This is a genomic window from Flavobacterium ginsenosidimutans, assembly GCF_003254625.1.
Lineage (GTDB): Bacteria > Bacteroidota > Bacteroidia > Flavobacteriales > Flavobacteriaceae > Flavobacterium > Flavobacterium ginsenosidimutans.
Map to the genome: position 1 here is coordinate 111143 of NZ_QJRJ01000072.1, position 22677 is coordinate 133819.

The 22677-nt window shown below is 30.5% G+C and carries 19 protein-coding genes; all 19 read left to right on the top strand.

Annotated features, from left to right (window positions below; all coding sequences use genetic code 11):
- Positions 1 to 8: 8 nt before the first annotated feature.
- The 19 genes from DM444_RS07005 (at position 9) to DM444_RS07095 (ending at position 22484) form a co-directional block, all read left to right on the top strand.
- Positions 9 to 992 carry an SDR family oxidoreductase gene (locus DM444_RS07005; protein WP_111285062.1) on the top strand — a complete coding sequence of 328 codons (984 nt, stop codon included), beginning with the start codon at positions 9 to 11 and terminating at the stop codon, positions 990 to 992.
- 24 nt (positions 993 to 1016) lie between these two features.
- Positions 1017 to 2408 carry a UDP-glucose 6-dehydrogenase gene (locus DM444_RS07010; protein WP_111285063.1) on the top strand — a complete coding sequence of 464 codons (1392 nt, stop codon included), beginning with the start codon at positions 1017 to 1019 and terminating at the stop codon, positions 2406 to 2408.
- Between the two features lie 67 nt (positions 2409 to 2475).
- Complete coding sequence (locus DM444_RS07015) at positions 2476 to 2940, top strand: UpxY family transcription antiterminator (RefSeq protein WP_111285064.1); 465 nt, start codon at positions 2476 to 2478, stop codon at positions 2938 to 2940.
- Between the two features lie 280 nt (positions 2941 to 3220).
- Positions 3221 to 4510, top strand: a complete 1290-nt coding sequence (locus DM444_RS07020) for a nucleotide sugar dehydrogenase (RefSeq protein WP_111285065.1) — start codon at positions 3221 to 3223, stop codon at positions 4508 to 4510.
- Positions 4511 to 4542: 32 nt separating this feature from the next.
- The gene (locus DM444_RS07025; RefSeq protein WP_111285066.1) at positions 4543 to 5550 is read left to right on the top strand and encodes a mannose-1-phosphate guanylyltransferase; all 1008 of its coding nucleotides are present in this window, start codon (positions 4543 to 4545) and stop codon (positions 5548 to 5550) included.
- Between the two features lie 13 nt (positions 5551 to 5563).
- The gene (gene rfbB / locus DM444_RS07030) at positions 5564 to 6610 is read left to right on the top strand and encodes a dTDP-glucose 4,6-dehydratase (protein WP_111285067.1); all 1047 of its coding nucleotides are present in this window, start codon (positions 5564 to 5566) and stop codon (positions 6608 to 6610) included.
- Positions 6611 to 6660: 50 nt separating this feature from the next.
- On the top strand, positions 6661 to 9081 hold the full coding sequence (locus DM444_RS07035; protein ID WP_111285068.1) for an SLBB domain-containing protein: 2421 nt from the start codon (positions 6661 to 6663) through the stop codon (positions 9079 to 9081).
- 7 nt (positions 9082 to 9088) lie between these two features.
- Entirely contained in the window at positions 9089 to 10147 is a 1059-nt protein-coding gene (locus DM444_RS07040) for a Wzz/FepE/Etk N-terminal domain-containing protein (protein ID WP_111285069.1), read from the top strand.
- 3 nt (positions 10148 to 10150) lie between these two features.
- Positions 10151 to 11119, top strand: a complete 969-nt coding sequence (locus DM444_RS07045) for an SDR family oxidoreductase (RefSeq protein ID WP_111285070.1) — start codon at positions 10151 to 10153, stop codon at positions 11117 to 11119.
- Positions 11120 to 11163: 44 nt separating this feature from the next.
- The gene (locus tag DM444_RS07050; protein WP_111285071.1) at positions 11164 to 12441 is read left to right on the top strand and encodes a nucleotide sugar dehydrogenase; all 1278 of its coding nucleotides are present in this window, start codon (positions 11164 to 11166) and stop codon (positions 12439 to 12441) included.
- Positions 12442 to 12508: 67 nt separating this feature from the next.
- Entirely contained in the window at positions 12509 to 13075 is a 567-nt protein-coding gene (locus DM444_RS07055; protein WP_239455607.1) for an acyltransferase, read from the top strand.
- Between the two features lie 194 nt (positions 13076 to 13269).
- Positions 13270 to 14724, top strand: coding sequence for a lipopolysaccharide biosynthesis protein (locus DM444_RS07060; protein ID WP_239455609.1), 1455 nt, complete (start codon positions 13270 to 13272; stop codon positions 14722 to 14724).
- 50 nt (positions 14725 to 14774) lie between these two features.
- Positions 14775 to 15896, top strand: coding sequence for a non-hydrolyzing UDP-N-acetylglucosamine 2-epimerase (gene wecB / locus DM444_RS07065; protein WP_111285073.1), 1122 nt, complete (start codon positions 14775 to 14777; stop codon positions 15894 to 15896).
- Positions 15897 to 15906: 10 nt separating this feature from the next.
- A complete protein-coding gene (locus DM444_RS07070; RefSeq protein WP_111285074.1) occupies positions 15907 to 16995 on the top strand; it encodes a polysaccharide pyruvyl transferase family protein in 1089 nt (362 codons plus the stop codon).
- Positions 16988 to 18073: a glycosyltransferase family protein gene (locus tag DM444_RS07075; RefSeq protein WP_162614931.1), complete on the top strand. Its 1086-nt coding sequence runs from the start codon at positions 16988 to 16990 to the stop codon at positions 18071 to 18073. The genes DM444_RS07070 and DM444_RS07075 overlap by 8 nt, the downstream gene beginning before the upstream one ends.
- An 8-nt stretch (positions 18074 to 18081) precedes the next feature.
- Positions 18082 to 19182 carry a glycosyltransferase family 4 protein gene (locus tag DM444_RS07080; protein ID WP_111285076.1) on the top strand — a complete coding sequence of 367 codons (1101 nt, stop codon included), beginning with the start codon at positions 18082 to 18084 and terminating at the stop codon, positions 19180 to 19182.
- A gap of 3 nt (positions 19183 to 19185) precedes the next feature.
- On the top strand, positions 19186 to 20307 hold the full coding sequence (locus DM444_RS07085) for a right-handed parallel beta-helix repeat-containing protein (RefSeq protein WP_111285077.1): 1122 nt from the start codon (positions 19186 to 19188) through the stop codon (positions 20305 to 20307).
- Between the two features lie 9 nt (positions 20308 to 20316).
- Entirely contained in the window at positions 20317 to 21339 is a 1023-nt protein-coding gene (locus DM444_RS07090; protein ID WP_111285078.1) for an EpsG family protein, read from the top strand.
- Positions 21340 to 21365: 26 nt separating this feature from the next.
- Positions 21366 to 22484, top strand: coding sequence for a glycosyltransferase family 4 protein (locus DM444_RS07095; protein WP_111285079.1), 1119 nt, complete (start codon positions 21366 to 21368; stop codon positions 22482 to 22484).
- Positions 22485 to 22677: the final 193 nt, after the last annotated feature.

The window sequence follows — 22677 nt, forward strand, 5'->3', positions numbered from 1 at the left end:
TTTGATAGATGGAAAATAAAACGAAAAATACAATTTTAATTACGGGAGGAGCTGGATTTATCGGTTCAAATCTGACGGAGTATTTTTTAGATTTAGGATATAAAGTAGTTTGTTTAGATAACTTCTCGACAGGGCATCGTCATAATTTAAAAGATTTTTTAAATAATCCTGATTTTAAATTAATTGAAGGAGATATTCGAAATTTAAACGATTGTAATTTGGCAGTCGAAGGTGCAGACTATGTTTTGCATCAAGCAGCTTTGGGTTCTGTTCCTCGATCAATAAAAGATCCAATTACTACAAACGATGTGAATGTTTCTGGGTTTTTAAATATGCTGACTGCAGCACGCGATGCAAAAGTAAAGAGATTTGTTTATGCTGCAAGTTCTTCAACTTATGGAGATTCGCAAGGATTACCAAAAGTAGAAGATGTTATTGGGAAACCATTATCGCCATATGCAATTACTAAATATGTAAATGAATTGTATGCTGAAATTTTTAGTAAAACATACGGATTGGAAACAATAGGTCTTCGTTATTTTAATGTTTTTGGAAGAAAACAAGATCCTAATGGAGCTTACGCCGCTGTTATTCCAAAGTTTGTAAAGCAATTTATGAATCACGAAAGCCCAGTAATTAATGGAGATGGAAATTATTCTCGTGACTTTACATATATCAACAATGTTATTCAGATGAATGAACTGGCTATGACTTCTCAGAACCCAGAAGCAATTAATTCTGTTTATAATACTGCTTATGGTGATAGAAATACACTAAATGATTTGGTAAAGTATTTAAAAGAATATTTGTCTGAGTTTGATCCAAAAATAAAAGACGTTTCAGTTATTTATGGAGAAAACAGAGCAGGCGATATTCCTCATTCGCTGGCAAGTATTGAGAAAGCAAAAAACATGTTAGGATATAATCCAAAATATTCTTTACAAGAAGGATTGAAAGAAGCAGTTGGATGGTATTGGAATAATTTAAAATAAATAGATCAAGATAAAATAGATCAAATGAAAATTACAAAAATTTGCTGCATTGGTGCAGGATATGTTGGTGGGCCAACTATGGCGGTTATTGCTCAAAAATGTCCACATATTCAGGTTACAGTTGTTGATTTAAATGAACAAAGAATAGCGGATTGGAACGATCCGAATCCTGAAAACATTCCGATTTATGAACCAGGTCTTTCTGAAATTGTAGCAGAAGCAAGAGGTAGAAATTTATTTTTTTCTACAGATGTTGATAAGGCAATAGATGAAGCTCAAATGATATTTATTTCAGTAAACACTCCTACTAAAACTTACGGTAAGGGTAAAGGAATGGCGGCTGACTTAAAATATATTGAACTATGTGCAAGACAAATAGCAAGAGTAGCAAAACAAAATAAAATTGTAGTTGAAAAATCAACTCTACCAGTTCGTACAGCAGAGGCAATTAAGAGCATATTGGATAACACTGGAAACGGTGTTCAATTTCAAATTCTATCTAATCCAGAGTTTTTGGCAGAGGGAACTGCGGTAACTGATCTGTTAAATCCAGATCGTATTTTAATTGGGGGAGACACAACTGAAGAAGGCGAGGAAGCAATTAATGCATTGGTTGATGTTTATTCAAATTGGGTAAGTAGAGATAGAATTTTGACAACAAATGTTTGGTCTTCAGAATTGTCTAAACTTACAGCAAATGCATTTTTAGCACAACGTATATCTTCAATAAATGCAATGTCAGAACTTTGTGAAAAAACTGGTGCAGATGTAAATGAAGTTGCGAGAGCTATTGGTATGGACAGCAGAATAGGACCAAAATTTTTAAAAGCTTCTGTAGGATTTGGAGGTTCTTGTTTTCAAAAAGACATTCTAAATCTAGTTTATATTGCAAAATCATACGGATTAAATGAAGTTGCAGATTATTGGGAACAAGTAATTATTATGAACGATCATCAAAAAAGAAGGTTCTCAAATAAAATTGTTCAGACATTATATAATACAGTAGCTGATAAGAAAATTACATTTTTGGGTTGGGCTTTCAAAAAAGATACAAACGACACAAGAGAATCTGCTGCAATTTATGTTGCTGATGACTTAATAAATGAACAGGCTAAAATCTCAGTCTTTGATCCGAAAGTTTCTAAAAATAAAATGTTGAACGACTTAGATTATTTGGAAACAAGAATAAGCCAGGAAAATATTGATGCTCTGAGTGTGTTTGAAAATGCTTATGAAGCTTGTAAAGGAGCACATGCTATTGCGATCTTAACGGAGTGGGATGAATTTACAACTTATGATTGGAAAAAGATTTACGATTCAATGCATAAACCAGCTTTTGTTTTTGATGGAAGAAATATTTTGAATGCTAAACAATTAGAATCAATTGGTTTCGTTTATAATGGTATTGGCTCATAAATTGGTTTTGTAGTTTGTAAGAGATATGAAGTGATACAAATTTTGCTTCATTCATAAAGAAAAAAAAATGAATTGGTACGTAGTTTATACAAAACCTAAATGGGAAAAGAAAGTTGCGGATAAGCTTAATCAGCTGGGAATCGAATGCTATTGTCCTTTAATTACTCAGGTTAAACAATGGTCGGATCGAAAAAAGAAAGTTGAGGCGCCTCTTTTTAATTCTTATGTTTTTGTGCAATTACCCGATTCAGAGCGGAATTTAGTATTTCAAGTTGCTGGTGTTGTTAGATATTTGTTTTGGCTTGGAAAACCAGCAATTGTAAAGGATCAAGAAATTGAAATTATAAAAAAAAGTCTAAAAGCAACAAATATTAGCGATATATCAGTTTCGGCGTTTCAAGTCGGTGATAAAATCAAATTAGAGTCGGGAGCATTCAGTAATCAAAATGCAATTGTACAAGAGGTGTCTAATAATTATTATGTCCTAGTCTTAGAAGCATTAGGATGTGTATTGAAGATAAAATATAAATGATTTTAAAAATCAGATGATAACAGAAGAAAAAGTCCTTTTGGGATTTTTTTCTTCTGTTTTTTTTATTATGTATTTATTTACAGTCTGATTAATAGATTGTTGTAAATATTTGTTTTTGCATTGTAAGTTGTTTTGCTAGTATTACGTAAAACCGTATTGAATAACTAGACTTATTATGCTATATTTGCCGAAAATGATTAATTTAGGTATCTGAGTCAGAATTTTGTGACTGAGAACGGCGAAGCCATGAGTTTAAGTGACCAGAATAAATTAAAAAAATATGAAGTTGGAAAATAATGTAAGAATTGCAGTTATAGGCTTAGGTTATGTAGGATTGCCTCTAGCGCGATTATTTGCTACCAAATATTCAGTTATTGGCTTTGATATAAACGAGTCAAGAGTTAGTTCCTTACAATCTGGAACCGATAGCACTTTAGAAGTCGAAGACGATGTTTTGCAGAAAGTTTTAGTAAAAAGCTTAAATGAAGAAAAAGGTTTGTACTGTACTACATCAATAAATGATATTAAAGAATGTAATTATTATATAGTTACTGTTCCTACTCCTGTAGACAAAAATAATAGACCAGATTTAACCCCTTTGTATAAATCGAGTGAAACGGTCGGGAAAGTTTTGAAAAAAGGAGATATTGTTATTTATGAATCAACTGTTTATCCAGGAGTAACAGAAGAGCAATGTGTGCCCGTTTTAGAAAAAGTTTCAGGTTTAAAATTTAACGAAGACTTTTTCGCAGGATATTCTCCTGAAAGAATCAATCCTGGGGATAAAGAACATACAGTTGAAAAAATTTTAAAAGTTACTTCAGGTTCAACTCCAGAAATAGGTTTAAAAGTTGATGCTCTATACAAATCTGTAATTACAGCAGGAACACATCTTGCGCCTACCATAAAAGTTGCAGAAGCTGCGAAAGTTATTGAAAATTCTCAGCGAGATATTAATATTGCTTTTGTTAATGAATTGGCCAAAATATTTAATTTAATGAATATTGATACCCAAGAAGTATTAACGGCAGCAGCTACTAAATGGAATTTTTTGCCTTTTAAGCCAGGTCTGGTCGGAGGGCATTGTATAGGAGTTGATCCTTACTATTTAGCGCAAAGAGCACAAGAATTTGGATATCATCCTGAAATAATTTTAGCAGGAAGACGTTTAAACGATAGCATGGGAGAATATGTCGCTTCTCAAATAGTGAAGCTGATGATAAAAAAAGAAATTTCAGTTAATGGTGCAAATCTGTTAATGTTTGGAATTACTTTTAAAGAAAATTGTCCAGATGTTCGCAATACTAAAATTGTTGATGTAATAAAAGCTTTAAAAGATTACGGAATAACAGTTACTGTTTTTGATCCGCTTGCTAATATTGAGGAAGTAGAGAGAGAATATAAACTAGAAACTGTAAATATTTTGCCTAAAGAAAAATTTGATGCATTGGTATTAGGAGTAGCTCACTCAGAATTTCTTGAAATTGATTTTTCAAATTTGCAAAAAGATAAAAGTTTAATTTATGATGTAAAAGGAGTTTTAGGATCTTTAGCTGATAATAGGCTTTAAGCTTTAGAATTTCTTTTTTTATTTAAAAACATATGAGTTCAAATAAATCCGTTACACATGTAATTCTTACTGGAGGAGTTGGAAGTAGACTATGGCCTCTTTCGCGCAAAAGTCGACCAAAACAATACCTTGAAATATTTGATGGAAAATCTTTATTTGAAATGACTGTTGAAAGAAATAGTCATCTAGCAAATAAAGTGATGGTTGTTGGAAATGTTGATAATTTTCAACTGAGTGGCAAAGTAATGGATAAAACGAGTACTTCTTATATAAATATTGTTGAAGCTACTCCTAGAAATACAGCTGCGGCAATAGCATTTGCAGCATTTGCTTCAGAACCAAATGATATTTTAATTATAACTCCTTCTGATCATATTATAGATTTAATGGAGAATTATAATGAGGCAATAAATGAAGCAGTCACAAAAGCTGACGAGGGATTTATTGTGACTTTTGGTGTAATTCCAACCAAGCCAGAAACAGGTTATGGTTATATAGAAGCCAAAGGAGATAATGTCGTTTCATTTCGTGAAAAGCCAAACGAAACGACTGCAAAGGAGTTTATTGCAAAAGGTAATTTTCTATGGAATAGTGGTATGTTTTGTTTTAAAGCAAGTGTTCTTTTGGAAGAATTAAAACAATTTCAGCCAGATGTTTATAAAAAATCAAAACAGGTATGGGAAGCAAGTAAAGATGGTTTCTTAGATTTGGATTTATCTATGGAAATTCCATCAATTAGTATAGATTACGCCGTAATGGAAAGAAGTAAAAAAATTAAAGTTGTACCAGCTTCTTTTTCTTGGTCAGATTTAGGATCGTTTGAATCTGTTTATGACTATTTAATATCTAAAGGACATCCAATTGATAATAAAGGAAATATGGTTATTGGGTGTGATAAACATACAACCTTTCTTGGTTTAGAAAACACAATTTTTGTCTATACAGATACTGCTAACTTGATTTTGCAAAAAGAAAGTTCACAAGACGTAAAAGATATTTATAGCGAATTAGAAAAGCAGAATTCCGAATTATTGAAGTAATTAGAAAAATAAAATGAAAAAGATTCTTATAACTGGTGGAGCTGGTTTTATTGGTTCTCATGTAGTGAGGCGTTTTGTTAATAAATACCCTGAGTATCAGATTTTCAATTTGGATGCCTTGACTTATGCTGGAAATCTTGAGAATATAAAAGATATAGAAGATAAATCTAATTATAGCTTTATTAAAGGAGACATTGTTGATGAACAATTTATTAATGAACTTTTTCAAAAACATAATTTTGATGGTGTCCTGCATTTAGCAGCAGAATCTCATGTTGACCGTTCGATCGAAGACCCTTTGGCATTTGTAAAAACAAATGTAATTGGTACCATGAATTTGTTAAATGCGACAAAAAAACAGTGGAAAAATAATTTTGATGGAAAAAGATTCTATCACATTAGTACAGATGAAGTGTATGGAACTTTAGGGGCCGAAGGATTATTTACAGAAACAACGGCGTATTATCCTAATTCACCTTATTCAGCTTCAAAAGCTAGTTCAGATCATTTTGTTAGAGCTTATGGTGAAACTTATGGTTTGCCTTATGTTTTAACAAATTGTTCTAATAATTATGGATCTTATCATTTTCCCGAAAAATTAATTCCTCTATTTATAAATAATATAATTAATAATAAGCCATTACCAGTATATGGAGATGGAAATTATACTCGTGATTGGCTATTTGTTGAAGATCATGCCATTGCAATAGATTTAGTTTTTCATGAAGGTAAAAATCATGAGACTTATAACATTGGCGGGTTTAATGAATGGAAAAATATTGATTTGGTGAAATTATTATGCCAGATTATGGATCAAAAGTTGGGAAGATCAGAAGGAACTTCTCTACAATTGATAAGATTTGTAAAAGATAGACCAGGGCATGATTTAAGATACGCAATAGACGCCTCTAAAATTAATAAAGAGTTAGGTTGGAAACCAACCGTAACTTTTGAAGAGGGCTTGGAAAGAACAATTAATTGGTATTTAAATAATGAGGAATGGTTGCAGAATGTTACATCTGGTGCTTATAAAGATTACTATAAGAAACAATATTCATAATACTATATATTACTTTAAATTGAACTTAATGTTTTTAAGATTAAATTAACATGAAAAAACTAATATACGTTTTTACTCTATTTTCTATTTTTTTACTTTCTTCTAACGCAATTGCTCAAGATATACTAAAATCTAAAGACTTGAGTACTGTTAAAGTTGATTATTTGTCAGACGATCAATTATCCAAAATTAGTGCACAGCTTAAAAGTAATAATACCACAATTGAGCAAGTAGAGCAGGCATTACTATCGAAAGGAATGAGCCAGACAGAATATAATAAATTAAAAGCTCGCCTTAATGACGTGAAACCTGTTGGGAATGATGCAAAATCAAATAACCCTCAGATGAATACACAGGATTATGGGAAAGTGCAGGATAAGTTTAGCAATGAAAAAGTAAAAGATTCTGCTAATGCTTTGATTTTTGGATCTGAATTATTTGATAACCCAAATTTGAATTTTGAGTCTGACTTAAAATTGGCAACTCCTGTAAACTATGTTTTAGGACCTGGGGATGAGTTGCAAATTAGTATTTATGGTGTTCAAGAGTTTAATGCTAGTTCTCCAGTTTCCTCTGAGGGGAGAATTTCAATTCAGTATGTAGGACAAATAACGGTTGCTGGAATGTCTATTGAAGCAGCTACTCAAAAAATAAAAGCAGCGATTTCCAAAGTTTATAGTACAGTGCGTTCGGGACAATCTCAAGTTAGTGTTGTTTTAAATCAGATAAGAACAATCAAAATAACAATTGTTGGCGGTAAGCAACCAGGTAATTATTCTATTTCTTCTCTAGCAACTGTTTACAATGCTTTACATTTAGCAGGAGGACCTGGAAAAAATGGTTCTTATAGAAATATTGAGTTAATTCGAAATAATAAGGTTTACAAAAATGTAGATATTTATAGATTTTTAGTAAAAGGAGATCAGTCTGATAATGTTGGTTTAAAAGAAAATGATGTAATTCGAATTCCAGCATACAGCAATCGAGTTACTCTTGAGGGAGAAGTAAAGCGTCCTGGCATTTTTGAGATGAAAAAAGGAGAGAACTTCTCCGATTTATTAAATTTTGCTTCGGGTTTTAATGAATTTGCCTACACAGCTTCTGTAAGTGTTGTACAAAAGACAGCTAAAGAATTTAAAGTTCACGACATAAATGAAAGTGAATATAACTCATATCTTCCTCAGTCGGGAGATGTTTTTAGGATCACAAAGATTTTGAATCGTTTCGAGAATCGAATTAAAATCGAAGGAGCTGTTTTCAGACCAGATTATTATTCATTTACTCAGGGAATGCGTGTATCTGATCTTATAACTAGAGCAGAGGGACTTAAAGAAGATGCGTATGGTAAAAGAGCAAGAATAGTTCGTCTAAAAACTGATTTAACTACAGAAATTGTTAATGTAGATTTAGATAGTGCATTGTCAGGGGATCTAAATGCGGATCTCGAGTTAAAAAGAGAAGATATTGTTACCATATACTCGATTCTAGATTTTAGAGAAGAATATAAAGTTACTATTGATGGAGAGGTAAAAAATCCTGGAGAATATGAATTTTTAGAGAATTTAACTCTAAACGACTTAATTGTGCAAGTTGGTGGTTTAACTGGTTCAGCATCTAAAAGAGTTGAAATTGCTAGAATGATAAAATCTGACTTTATAGATGATTCCGATCCAAAGCGTGTTGAATTAGTTCAATTTGAAATTACCGCAGATAATAATGAGCAAGCTAAGAATTTTGTTTTAAAACCTTTCGATGTAGTTAATATTCGAAGAATAGCAGTTTATGAAAAACCTCAAATGGTGGTTATAAAGGGTGCTGTCGCATATCCAGGAAAATATGTTTTAGCAAATAAAAAAGAAACGGTTTATAATGTTGTGATGAGAGCTGGTGGATTGACATCTGTAGCAAATATTGAAGGAATGAAAATAAAACGTCCTATTAAACAAGATGAGATTGATAAAATTAAGAGTGTTGATTTAAATTTAGCAAATAATGACACATTGAATGAAAAAGTCGTTCAAAAATTAGAGGAAGAATTGAAATACGCTACAATTCCTGTTGATTGGGAAAAAATCATGAAAGACAAAAGACATTATTCAAATGTAACCCTTTTTCCTGGTGATGAAATTGAGGTAGCGGTATACAATGAAGGGGTAAAGGTTACAGGTAATGTTTTGTTAACCTCTGAAATTCCTTACAGAAGTGGAAAAGGGTTTAAATACTATATAAATTCAGTAGGAGGAGTTGATAATAAGGGATGGAAGAAAAAAGCATATATTATATACCCTAATGGTAAAGCAGATGTAACTAAATCATTTTTATTTTTTAGAACTTATCCAAAAGTTTATCCAGATTCACAGATTGTTGTTCCTGAAAAGCCTGAAACCCATAAAATGAGTACAGGTGAATGGGTAACTATTGGAAGTTTATTAACAAGTTTGTCATTAGTAATTTTAACCGCTTTTAAATAAAATATTGATGAATAAAATTGCTAAAGAATCTGAGGAAATTTCAATGAAAGAAATATTTGAGCAGGGAAAAGAGTGGTGTTATTATTTAATTTCAAAATGGAAAACTCTTCTAATAGTTGGAGTTTTGGGGGCAATTCTAGGATTAACTTATTCAATAATAAAAAAACCAATATATACTGCTGAATTATCTTTTGCTTTAGAAGATGACCAGAATGGGGGTGGAATAGGTGGTGCATTGGGTATAGCAAGTACTTTGGGGCTTAATCTAGATAATGGCGGAGGAGGAATGTTCTCAGGAGCCAATTTGACTGAATTATTCAAGTCTCGTTCAATGGTCGAAAAGACACTGCTTTACCCTGTTAATATTGATGGAAAGGTTATTACATTAGCAGAAATGTATATAAAAAATAAAGATTGGAGAAAAAAGTGGGAAGACTATCCTAAATTGAAAAATCTTCAGTTTTTTCCAAATTCAAATAGAGAAAAATTTACAAGAGCTCAAGATAGTATACTAGGTGTTATCTACAAGAACATTAGTGAAACAGACTTAACAGTGGGACAAAAAGATAAGCAAGCAGCAATAATAAAAGTTGCATTCATTTCCACAGATGAATTATTTGCAAAATATTTTTGCGAGACTTTGGCATTTCAAGTAAAAGATTTTTATATAGAAACTAAAAGTAAAAAAGCTAGAATCAATATGGCAATTCTAGAACGTCAAACAGATTCGATACGCAATGAACTTAATGGTGCAATAACAGGAGTTGCTGTTGCTAGTGACAATACATTTAATCTAAATCCAGCTTTAAATGTTCGAAGAGCGCCTTCTGCACGTAGACAAGTTGATGTGCAATCGAATACAGCAATATTGGCAGAGTTGGTAAAACAAACAGAATTGGCAAAAATTACTTTAAGAAAGGATATGCCGTTAATTCAGGTAATCGACAAACCAATTTTACCATTGCAAAAGAAAGAAATTGGAAAAATTAAAGGAATTATTTTAGGCGGGTTTCTCTTTGGTTTTTTCGCTGTTGCATTTTTAATTTTGAAAAAAATAATTACTTAGTATATGAAGATTTTAATTACCGGAGGTGCTGGTTTTATTGGTTCCAATTTAATCGAGTACTTTTTGAATAAAGAATATAAAGTTGTTTGTCTAGACAATTTTTCCACAGGACATAAACACAATATAGAGAATCACTTTTCGAATCCAAATTTTACTTTAATAGAAGGAGATATAAGAAATATTGAGGATTGTACAAAAGCAGTAATTGGAGTTGATTATGTGCTCCATCAAGCAGCATTGGGTTCAGTTCCAAGATCAATAAATGACCCTATTACAACAAATGATGTAAATGTTTCAGGTTTTCTAAATATGTTGGTAGCTTCTAGAGAAGCTAAAGTTAAGAGATTTGTTTATGCTGCAAGTTCGTCTACATATGGTGATTCTAAAGGCTTGCCAAAAGTAGAAGATGTAATAGGAAAACCATTATCTCCTTATGCAATAACAAAATATGTTAATGAACTTTATGCAGAGATATTTAGTAATACGTATGGTCTTGAAACCATAGGGTTGAGATATTTTAATGTATTTGGGAGAAAACAGGATCCAAATGGTGCTTATGCGGCTGTTATTCCAAAATTTGTTATGCAATTTATGAATTATGAAAGCCCGGTAATCAATGGTGATGGGAATTATTCGCGTGACTTTACATACATTGACAACGTCATTCAGATGAATGAACTTGCAATGACAACTCAAAATAAAGAAGCAATAAATACCGTTTATAATACTGCATATGGTGATAGAACAACCTTAACACAATTGGTTCATTTATTGAAAGAAAATTTAGCTGAACTTGATCCAAAAATAAAAGAGGTTGAAGTTGTCTACGGTCCTAATAGGTTGGGAGACATACCACATTCTTTAGCAAGTATTGAAAAAGCAAAAACTAACTTAGGATATGCGCCAAAATTTTCTATTCAACAAGGAATTAAAGAAGCGGTAAACTGGTATTTCGAAAATTTAAAAAAATAGGTTTATTTCCTGATTTTAAATAAAAGGCTCAAGAAAAGATATAGATGAAAAAAATTGCAGTTATAGGTTTAGGTTATGTGGGGCTTCCGTTGGCAAGATTATTTGCAACAAAATTTCAAGTAGTAGGTTTTGATATTAATCAAAAAAGAATAAATGAACTTCATGCAGGACAAGACAGTACTCTAGAAGTTGAAGAAAGCGAATTACAAGCCGTTTTATGCGATAATTTATTTAGTAAGGGGACTGGACTTTTTTGTTCGTTCTCTTTAGAGGATATAAAAGATTGTAATTATTATATTGTAACTGTTCCAACTCCTGTTGATAAAAATAATCGTCCAGATTTAACTCCTTTATACAAATCAAGCGAAACGGTTGGTAAAGTTCTTAAAAAAGGAGATATAGTTATTTACGAATCAACAGTTTATCCTGGAGTGACCGAGGAAGAATGTATCCCAGTGCTAGAGAAAATGTCAGGTCTACAATTTAATGTTGACTTTTTTGCAGGTTATTCGCCTGAGAGAATTAATCCTGGAGATAAAGAACATACTGTCGATAAAATTTTAAAAGTTACTTCTGGTTCAACTCCAGAAATTGGAATCGAAGTCGATTCATTGTATAAAAGCGTGATCGTTGCCGGTACACATTTGGCTCCAACCATTAAAGTGGCAGAAGCAGCAAAAGTAATTGAAAATTCACAAAGAGACATTAATATTGCTTTTGTTAATGAGTTGGCTAAAATTTTTAATTTAATGAATATTGACACGCATGCTGTTTTAGAGGCGGCGAGTACCAAGTGGAATTTTTTACCGTTTAAGCCTGGTTTGGTAGGTGGACACTGTATAGGTGTCGACCCTTATTATTTAGCACAGCGTGCACAAGAATTCGGATATCATCCTGAAATTATTTTGGCAGGACGTAGATTAAATGATTCTATGGGAGAATATGTTGCTTCTCAAGTGGTGAAACTGATGATTAAAAAAGATATTTCAGTAAGTGGAGCAAAACTTCTGATGTTAGGCATAACCTTTAAAGAAAATTGCCCTGACGTTAGAAATACAAAGATAGTAGATGTGATTAGAGCTTTACAAGAATATGGTGTAGATATAATAGTTTATGATCCATGGGCCAATCCTGATGAAGTTGCTCATGAATATAATATAAGCTGTACTAATAAACAGCCAAAGGAGAAATTTGATGCAATCGTTCTAGGAGTCGCTCACAAAGAATTTATTGATTTAGATAAATCTTTTCTGCTAAAGGACAAGAGTGTTTTGTATGATGTTAAAGGAGTTTTAAACGGTAATAGCGATGGCACATTGTAAGCGATTAAATGTTTAACGTTTTTTATAATATTCTCATTTTTTTAATCCTTAAATACCATTTGCTTAGATGATGCAAAAACTTAATAGAAAAATAGTAAATCTGTTTTGGAAATTATATTGTTATAAGGTTTTGAAAGCCATTTGCAGAAAAGGAGACAATATAGATATAAAACTCCCTATAACAATTGTAAATCCTAAAAATCTAACCCTTCACAGTGATACCTACATTGGACCAGAGGCTTGGATTTCTGCTCATGCAAATGTAGAATTTGATTCAGGCGTTATCATTGGACCCCGATTAAAGATTTATACTGCAAATCATAATTATTTAAATGATGTTGCGATTCCTTATGATGGGGTAACTATATTAAAAAAAGTTACAATTGGAAAAAACACTTGGATTGGCGGAGATGTTATAATATTACCGGGAATAAATATTGGTGAGGGAGTTGTTGTGGGGGGAGGCTCAGTAGTGACAAAAAATATTCCCGATCATGCTATAGTGGGGGGAAACCCAGCGCAAATTATAAAATATAGAGATGTAGAATTGTACAACAAATTGAAAGAAGAGGATAAAATTTATCTAAAGTTAAAAACTAATAACAAAATTGATTTCTCAACAAAATATGATTGATGCCAAACACATCGATTTGGTAAAAATTATTTTTAATAAAAAGACTTATTCAATTTATTAATTAAAATAAATGAATAAGTCTTTTTATTAAGTTGTGTAATATTCTAAATTAAAATAAGATTTAAAAATAAGTGTCAGATTCTAAAACTATTGCAAAAAATACACTCTTTCTCTATATAAGAATGTTCTTTACTATGTCTGTAAGTCTTTATACTTCCAGAGTCGTGTTAAATACCCTAGGAGTTAGTGATTATGGTACTTATAATTTAGTTGGAGGAGTCGTGACCTTGTTCAGTTTTTTTAATGCGGCGATGTCTTCGGCGACACAAAGATTTTTATCATTTGAGATTGGACAAAATAACTTCATTAGACTAAAGCAAGTATTTAATGCTACGCTAAATATTCATATCGGAATTGGATTATTGATATTGATTTTAGCTGAAACAGTCGGATTATGGTTTGTAAATAATAGACTTAATATTCCTGTGGAACGAATGGAGGCCGTAAATTGGGTTTTTCAATTTTCAATTTTTACTTTTCTGATAGGAGTTATTCAAGTTCCATACAACGCAATGCTTATTGCTCATGAAAAAATGAATGTGTATGCAATTTTAAGCATAGTAGAAGTTTTTTTTAAATTACTGATAGTCTATCTGTTAGTTTTGTCACCAATTGATAAGCTAAAAACGTATTCGGGATTAATTTTTGTTGTAACATTTATAGTTGCGCTTTTATATAAAATTTACTGCAAAAGAAAGTTTGATGAAAGTAAATATCAATTCTATTATGAAAAAGGTTTATATAAAACTTTGATTTCTTATTCTGGATGGAATTTATTTGGAAACATTGCAAGTGTTGTTAGAGCCGAAGGGAGTAATGTAATGCTTAACATATTTTTCGGTACTCTATTAAATGCAGCTTATGGAATAACTTTACAGATTCAAGGAGCCGTCAGTCTTTTTGTAACCAATTTTCAAACAGCAGTTAATCCTCAAATTATAAAAAAATATGCTGCAGGAAATTTGGAAGAAAGTAAAAAACTGATTTTTCAAAGCTCAAAATTTTCATATTTTCTGATGTTTATAATTGTCTGTCCAATTATTTTTAATATTGATTTTATTTTAAAAATTTGGCTGAAGACAGCACCAGAATATACAGCATTATTTGTTTGTCTTTGCTTAATAGATCTTTTAATTAACTGTATTTCGGGTCCCTTAATGACAGGTGTCTTAGCTACAGGAAATATTAAATGGTATCATATCATAATTGGATCTCTCACATTTTTAAATTTGCCAGTTTCTTATTTTTTATTAAAAATTTATTCGCATCCAGAAATCATTTTTAAAGTTTCTATTTCTATAAATATCTTGTCATTACTTTTCAGGCTATTTTTCTTAAAAAAATTAATGGGTTTGAATGTAAAGTATTTTTTTTACGAAGTATTATTGCCAATTATTGGAGTTTCCATTGGGGTTGTAGGTTGCATGTTTATAATTACACAATACATCATTCTGAGAAATGAATTATTAAATGTTATATTCCTTAGCTCATGTAGCATTGTTATTAGCATATTGTTGATATGGACAATAAGCCTAAGTAAATTAGAAAAAGTATATATAATAAATTTAATTAAAACAAAGCTGAAATAATTTTATGAAAAATGATTTTAGATGCTTAATGTTTGCTTTATAATTATCGTATGATCAAAAATTTAATAATATTTGGCACCAGACCAGAAGCTGTTAAAATGGCGCCTCTAATAAAAGAATTTAATAAGTTTTCGGATAAATTTGATACCAAGGTTTGTGTTACAGGACAACATAGAGAAATGCTGGATCAGGTTTTGGATTTTTTTGATATACAACCAGATTATGATTTGAATTTGATGAAAGTTAATCAAAATCTGTATTCCCTTACAGCTGATATTATTTTAGAATTGAAAATGATACTAGAGGACTTTAAACCTGATTATGTTTATGTTCATGGTGATACAACCACGACTATGGCGGCTAGTATCGCAGCCTTTTATTCAGGAACAAAAGTGTGTCACGTTGAAGCTGGTTTGCGTACCTATAATAAATGGGCTCCTTTTCCAGAAGAAATTAATAGACAAATTACAGGCCGAATCGCAGATTTTCATTTTGCGCCAACAGTCATTTCTGAGCAAAATTTGTTGCAAGAAAATGTTGATCCAAGCAAAATTATCGTGACAGGCAATACTGTTATTGACGCATTAATTGATAGTTCCAAACGAGTCGATGATATTGATAATGAAGAAATAAATTATCTGAAAACTATTGTAGATTGTAATTCAAAATTAATTTTAGTAACTGGACATAGACGAGAAAATCATGGAGATGGGTTTCTTCAGATATGCGAGGCACTAAAAGAAATTGCAACAACAAATAGTGGTGTACAAATTATTTATCCCGTGCATTTAAATCCAAATGTAAAAGAGCCTGTTTATAAAATTTTATCCGGAATCAAAAATATCCAGTTAATAAAACCTCTAGCGTATCCAGCTTTTGTCTGGTTAATGAATCAATCGTATTTAATCATAACTGATAGTGGAGGTGTACAAGAAGAAGCTCCTAGTTTAGGAAAGCCTGTTTTAGTAATGAGAGAAACTACGGAAAGACCTGAAGCAGTAGCAGCAGGAACAGTTATCTTAGTGGGAACAGATAAAAACAAAATCGTTGAAAAAACAAATTATTTGCTTACTAATAATGAGTTTTACACCCAAATGAAATCTTTACATAATCCATATGGAGATGGAAAAGCTTGCGAAAAGATAGTTCATTTTATCGGATCAATTAAATAATTAAAAAAGAATGGATACGATTATAAAGATTGAAGGGGCGTATGGAGAATCCAATTTTGGAGATGATCTTCTGATGAATGTATTTGAGAACTTTTTTGTGGAGGAGTTCCCAAATTCAGAAATTTATTTTTCTGGACAAGAAGCGGATTATCCTGAGAAAATTTTGATCAAAGGTTTATACAATAAGAAAATAAAGGAAGATCTTTTAGTATATGGTGGAGGTACTCAATTTTTTTCATTTTCAAGCGAGAATAAAAAAAGATCTTTGTTTGAGGTAATAAAATTATCTATTGTAAATCCTCAGTTTTTTTTTAAAAAAGTAAAGCAGAAAATTTTTAGAGAAAAAGCATATTCTAAAAAAACAGCTTTCATTGGAATCGGTTTAGGGCCATTTAGCGACAATAAAATTTATATTGATTATACTATTAATAAAATGATCAGTAGCAATTTTATTGCCGTTAGAGATCATATTTCAAAAAAATATTGTGATGACTGGAAACTTAATTCGGTCTTAGGAGCCGATGTAGTTTTTTCAAAATACTTTAAACAAACTTTTCCATCTGTGTCTGAAAAACATAAGGCAAAAAAGAAAATTGGAATCATCGTAAGGGATTGGAATTGGGATGAATCTGGGAATTCATACGTCGATCCATTGATGGAAGTTGAAAGATACTCTTCGAAATATGAGTTCGAATATATAATTTTTGCACCCATGAAGGATAAAAAATGGATGCAAAAGTTAAATGGGCATAATGTTGTAATGTGGAATCCTGATATAGATTCAATTCAGTCATTTCTTGAAAAATTAAATGATTATTCAGGATTTATTTCGGCAAGATACCACGGTGCAATTATTGCTTCGTTATTGAATAAACCTGTTGTTTGTATCGAAATTGAAGATAAGCTCAGAATTTTGACTGAACAAGTTAAAGAATTTAAGCTTTGGGAAAAGCCTTTTGATAAAGCGCAATTGAATTCTCATTTTGATCTATTTGAAACAGAAATTGATTATTCAGCATCTTTAAATGCACTTAGAGAAAGTGCTGATAATATGTTTAAAAATTTTAAAGAAACATTTCAAAATAAATATAATGACTAAAAAACTTTTAGTTTTAGGGCCATATCCCAATCAGAATAATATAAAAGATGGTTTGGTTCAACGTATAAAGAAAATCGATAAATTTATGGCGAACGAAGATAGGGTATATCTTCAAGTATCTTTAAAAAAATTCATTTTGCCTGTAAAAGAAAAATATGGTGAGAAAGTGGTTTTTTATCAATTGAATTTTATTTTGGGATGGTGGTTTATTCTTTATCATGTTTTGACTAGTTCCAAAATTTATTCACACACTATTTACAATTTACTTTGGATTAAGTATTTCTTTCCTTTCATAAACAAGAAAATCATATTGGATGTACATGGTGCTGTTCCTGACGAAAAAAGAATGGAGGGGGATATAAAAATGGCCGATTATTATGAAACATTTGAAAGAAAATGTTTTGAAAAAATATCAACAGCTATATTTGTCACAGAAGCAATGGAAAAACATTATAAAACAAAGTATTCTGATTTTAACTTTGAGGCTATAAATTTTGGTATTATTCCTGAAAATTTAGTAGGTAATTATGAGGTAGATAATGGCAAGGAAACGGAAGAAATAATCAAAAAAATTGATCTTAAGGAAAGTGATATTCTTGTTATTTATAGCGGGGGATTGCATGTTTGGCAAAATATTGATGAAATGTTGGATTTAATAACATCTAAAATAAATGATCAAAATATTGTTTATCTTTTATTAGTAAATGATAAAACCAATATGATCAAAAAACTCAATGAAAGAAGCATCAACAAACGTATTTTTGTTGATTCTGTTTTACCAGATAAACTTAAATATTATTACAATTTAGCAGATTATGGATTTGTCTTGCGAGATGATAATGTTGTAAATCGTGTAGCAAATCCAACAAAACTTATTGAATACCTTTTTTACAATATTACACCTATTGTCAAATTACAGGCAATTGGAGATTTTGAAAAATACAATTATTATAAAATAAATAAAGAGGAGTTTTTAAATAATGATCTAGAGAAAAACCTTAATCAACAGAACAAAGAAGTGGTTAAAAAGATCTTTAGTACCTACAACGAAAATCAAATAAAAGCGCTTTTTATATAATTTAGGTTATGCAGGCACATAAAATAGCATTTTATATTGGAGATTTTACACGTTCAGGAGGAACAGAAAGAGCCTGTACTTCAATTGTAAATAGTTTAGCTTCTCAAACATCAAATAAGGTTTATTTAATTGTGACAAATTCAATAGAAGAAAAACCTTTTTTTTCAATAAACTCGGATGTTACAATTCTTTATTTAAATAGTAAATATTCATTAGGGAAATATTTGACACTAATTTACCGTTTAAATAATGTAATTAAAAGCAATAATATTGAAGTTGTTGTTGCAGTAGAGGTTTTTTCATTATTATTCATTTTGCCAATAATTTTGATTGGCAAGCTAACAAGAAAAAAAACTAAGTTAATTGTGTGGGAGCATTTTAATTTTACTGTTGATCTTGGAAAAAATTTGCGAAGAAAGTTTAGATGGTTAGCTGGTAGATTTGCAGATGCAATTATTGTTTTAACAAAAAGAGATGTTGTATTGTGGAAGAGCAACTTAAAAATAAACGGAAAAATATTAGCTATAAATAATCCTTCTTCATTCGCTGTATCAAAGAAAGAATATAATAAAGAATCTATTAATATTGTAGCGATTGGTCGATTAACTTATCAAAAAGGTTTTGATCGTTTAATTGAAATTTGGTATGAGTTTCTTGAGAAATATTCTAATGGCAAAAATTGGAAATTACAGATTATAGGAAGTGGAGAAGACAAAGAGATGCTTGACAATTTAATTGTAAAGTATAATTTAAATAATGTTGAGATGGTAAGTAATACCTCTTCAATATCAGATTATTATGAGAATGCTTCTTTTTTGGCAATGACTTCGAGATTTGAAGGATTGCCAATGACTTTGATTGAAGCGCAATCTTTTGGTTTGCCAATTATTGCTTATGATTGTCTAACAGGACCTTCGGAAGTTATAACTCAAAAATCTGGTTTTTTAATCGAAGACAATAATAAAGAGGAATTTGTTGAGAAATTACAATTTTTAATTTCTAATGACGCTTTACGTAGCGAAATGAGTGAAGTAGCGAAAGAAGAAATGAAACGATTTTCAGAAATTGAAATAACACAGCAATGGAAAGAGCTAATAGAAACATTTTGAATTATGGAAAAGATCGAACTAAAAAAGTTTCAGTTTTTATACCTAATGATTTTAGTGTCTTTAAATTCTTGTTTTGGACAAGAGTTTAAGTATAGAAACGTTAGTAATGTACCGTATTTTGTACAAAAATTAGACGAACAAAAAGAAAGAATCAATTTGCTAAATGCTGATAATTATGTTGATGCAACAGAATATTTGCCAAAAAACTTTGTTAATGATGCGTCAGTAGATTACACAGCATATTTACAAAAGGCTATTAATGAAAATTCGAATATTAAACTACCCAATTTTCCTGTTTTAATTAGCGATTCAGGACTGGATATTCAAAATGACCGCAAAATTGTTTTTGATAGTAATTCGAGACTAATATTAAAAGCATCTGATAAAACCAATTATGAAATTTTACGAATTCATAGTAAAAGGAATATAGTTGTTTTTTCGCCAAAAATTACTGGTGATAGAAAGATCCATATTGGACAAAAAGGAGAATGGGGAATGGGGATTTCAATTAAATCATCGGAAAATGTCAAAATTATAAATTCAAATATTAATGATTGTTGGGGAGATGGTATTTATTTGGGACAATCTGGAAATGTTACAAACAAAAATATTATACTTAATTATGGTATTCTGGATAATAATCGAAGAAATGCTATTTCGGTTATAAGTTCAAACGGATTAGTTATTTCAAATTTGATTCTTTCTAATACAAATGGGACTAATCCTCAAACAGGATTAGATTTTGAACCTAATTCAAATAATGAAGTTTTAGATGATATTGAGGTAAAAAACTTATACACTTTCAATAATGCTAAACAAGGAGTGTTTTTTGTTTTAGGAAACTTAAACGGTGGTGTTAACAAAGTTGGAATAAAGATGGATACCCATGCTGACAGATATTCCGTTCGATCGATAGCGTATCTTTATAAAGGAAACAAAAAGTCGAAAGCAATAAACAGTAATAAATTGGGCGGTAACATAACCCTGTCAAACATTACTTCTGCAAACAGCAAATATCCTTTTCAAGTTTTTGATGGATCTGAACAAAATGATATTCAAATAACAGTTAAACCTGTTGATAAAAAAGGATATAAATCATATGATGACTTCATTAAATTAGAGTAGTTTTTTGCTATGTTAGGAATAAAAAGAACAATTAGCATACAAGAAAAACTACTATATTTTACAATTTCTTTAGTTTATGCTTTTTGGCTTGCAGGATTACCATCTGAAATTTTCAGAGATAGGAATAACTATGAAGTTTACGCCACTGATTATGATATGTTGCTTGAATTGTATATAAGTACTTATACAATATTTGCAAGAGAACCTGTTTTTCTTTATTTTAACAAATGGTTGTCTGTTTTTAATGATCCAATAACTACTATTCAAATTTTTGTTTTTTTTATATGCTTTAGTCTGTCTTTTTTTATTTTAAAAACATCTAGAAACTTTGTTATAGCAGTGCTTTTCTTTTTGTTTATGTTTTTTAATGCACAAGCATTTGCAATTCAGTTGGTTACTTTGAGACAAGGTATTGGCTTAGGATTTTTGTTATGGTATATTTTATATGTTAAGAAATATAACTATTTAAATTTAGTTAAGTTTACTGCTATTTTAGGATTTATTCATACTTCCTTTTTAATTGTTGCTTTTTTGTTATTTGTTGATTGGTTTGTCTTAAACAAAACAAAATATAAGAGTTTTAATTTTCGATTGTTTTTTTTAGCTACAATTTCAATTTTCATTAATCTTCTTTTATTTGCTATTACCAAGTTAATTGGTGCAAAGCAAGATTATTCGGATTTTGAATTTTCATCTGGAGGGGGAGCTTTTATTTTATGGTTTACTGTATTTGTATATATTCTCGTTTTTAAACCTAAAACCTATGAACTCACAAAAGATAAATATATGCATGCCCTAACAATTTCAGGATTGGTTATTTATTTAACGTCCTATTTTTTAACTCCTATTGCCGGAAGGATTATTGGGACTTATTTGCCATTTGTTTTTTATATACTTATGTATAGACCTAAGCTTCAAGATATAATTTTTATTATCACAGTGATTTTCGTGTTTATTATATTATTTGTGAATGGTGGCGCCGAAGGATTTATGACGGTTAGCTTAGGAACCTTATTACGTGAAATGTTTTAGTTTTTTAATAATTTCAATACTACAAAATGAAAATTGCGATTAATTGTAGTTTTTTTATACCAAAAGGAGGAGGAATAAAAGAATACATTTATAATTTAACTACCAACTTGGCAAAAGTTGATTCGGTAAATGAATACGTCTTATATGTTGCATCAGATTATTATGATTACGCACTTAAGGAACTACCCAAAACGATGAGAATTAAAGCAACTCCTTTTAGCTCAAAACAAGCTATTAGAAGAAGTTTGCTTGAAAACTCATTTTATCAAAAAGAAGAAAAAATAGAGAAGTTTGAAGTTTTTCACTCACCATTTTTTCATGTTCCCAATCTTAAAACTGCTAAAAGATTAATTACAGTTCACGATTTAAGACTTTGCCGTTACCCAGAAACATACACCTTTTTACGATATCAGTTTTTAAAAAGAGCTGTGAAAAAATCAATTCTGGTTGCAGATAAAATTATTACAATTTCTGACTTTACAAAAAATGAGTTGTTACACTTTTATGATGTTGAAGAAAGTAAAATTACTTCGATTCATGAAGCTATAAATTTAGAAAGTTTTAATGTGAAAAATATCGATAATTATAATTTCAAACTCAATAAAGATTTAGAAAAAGACAGCTTTGTATTAAGTGTTGGGCATCTTGAACCAAGAAAAAATTACAACAATTTGATTAAAGCTTTTAAAAAAATCCAAAATGAAAGTAACTTAAGGAAGCTTAAATTAGTGATCGTTGGGAAAAAAAGTTTCGATTACGAGCAGACATTAAAAAATGTAATATTAGATAGCAATATTTTGCATCTTGATTTTGTCGATTTTAAAGATTTATTATGGCTTTATTCAAATGCAAAACTATTTGTCCAGCCTTCATTTTATGAAGGTTTTGGATTTGCTCCCCTAGAAGCTGCAGCATTAGGTACAGTTTCTGTCGTGAGTAATACATCTTCAACACCTGAAATCTGCAAAGAAAGTGCTTTTTATTTTGATCCTTTTGAAGTTGAAGATATAGCAGCTAATATTAAAACGGCATTGATTGACGAAGTTTTGTTTAAGGAGAAACAAGATTTGTTAGCATCAAATCTTAGCAGATTTTCGTGGCAGAAAAATGCTGAAGAAACGTTAAAAATTTATAATTCTATATAATTGATTTTTTACTTCCCATAGATTATGCATAGCTAGGGAGGTATCAAAATTAGGTTAGGAAGTTATTGTCGTTGCTGAGAAAACGGAAAGAGCTAATGAAATAGGGTTGATGTAATAGATTTTATTGATTTAAAAATTTCATGTTCAGGAACAAATCCTTTAAATGAATTAAAAACCTTGACTCAATTTAGAA

Coding starts and splice junctions, on each gene's coding strand:
- DM444_RS07045 (WP_111285070.1), top strand. CDS start 10,151: ATGAAGATTTTAATTACCGGAGGTGCTGGTTTTATTGGTTCCAATTTA.
- DM444_RS07060 (WP_239455609.1), top strand. CDS start 13,270: ATGTCTGTAAGTCTTTATACTTCCAGAGTCGTGTTAAATACCCTAGGA.
- DM444_RS07005 (WP_111285062.1), top strand. CDS start 9: ATGGAAAATAAAACGAAAAATACAATTTTAATTACGGGAGGAGCTGGA.
- DM444_RS07085 (WP_111285077.1), top strand. CDS start 19,186: ATGGAAAAGATCGAACTAAAAAAGTTTCAGTTTTTATACCTAATGATT.
- DM444_RS07010 (WP_111285063.1), top strand. CDS start 1,017: ATGAAAATTACAAAAATTTGCTGCATTGGTGCAGGATATGTTGGTGGG.
- DM444_RS07095 (WP_111285079.1), top strand. CDS start 21,366: ATGAAAATTGCGATTAATTGTAGTTTTTTTATACCAAAAGGAGGAGGA.
- DM444_RS07055 (WP_239455607.1), top strand. CDS start 12,509: ATGATGCAAAAACTTAATAGAAAAATAGTAAATCTGTTTTGGAAATTA.
- DM444_RS07035 (WP_111285068.1), top strand. CDS start 6,661: ATGAAAAAACTAATATACGTTTTTACTCTATTTTCTATTTTTTTACTT.
- DM444_RS07015 (WP_111285064.1), top strand. CDS start 2,476: ATGAATTGGTACGTAGTTTATACAAAACCTAAATGGGAAAAGAAAGTT.
- DM444_RS07070 (WP_111285074.1), top strand. CDS start 15,907: ATGGATACGATTATAAAGATTGAAGGGGCGTATGGAGAATCCAATTTT.
- rfbB (WP_111285067.1), top strand. CDS start 5,564: ATGAAAAAGATTCTTATAACTGGTGGAGCTGGTTTTATTGGTTCTCAT.
- DM444_RS07050 (WP_111285071.1), top strand. CDS start 11,164: ATGAAAAAAATTGCAGTTATAGGTTTAGGTTATGTGGGGCTTCCGTTG.
- wecB (WP_111285073.1), top strand. CDS start 14,775: ATGATCAAAAATTTAATAATATTTGGCACCAGACCAGAAGCTGTTAAA.
- DM444_RS07025 (WP_111285066.1), top strand. CDS start 4,543: ATGAGTTCAAATAAATCCGTTACACATGTAATTCTTACTGGAGGAGTT.
- DM444_RS07090 (WP_111285078.1), top strand. CDS start 20,317: ATGTTAGGAATAAAAAGAACAATTAGCATACAAGAAAAACTACTATAT.
- DM444_RS07075 (WP_162614931.1), top strand. CDS start 16,988: ATGACTAAAAAACTTTTAGTTTTAGGGCCATATCCCAATCAGAATAAT.
- DM444_RS07080 (WP_111285076.1), top strand. CDS start 18,082: ATGCAGGCACATAAAATAGCATTTTATATTGGAGATTTTACACGTTCA.
- DM444_RS07020 (WP_111285065.1), top strand. CDS start 3,221: ATGAAGTTGGAAAATAATGTAAGAATTGCAGTTATAGGCTTAGGTTAT.
- DM444_RS07040 (WP_111285069.1), top strand. CDS start 9,089: ATGAATAAAATTGCTAAAGAATCTGAGGAAATTTCAATGAAAGAAATA.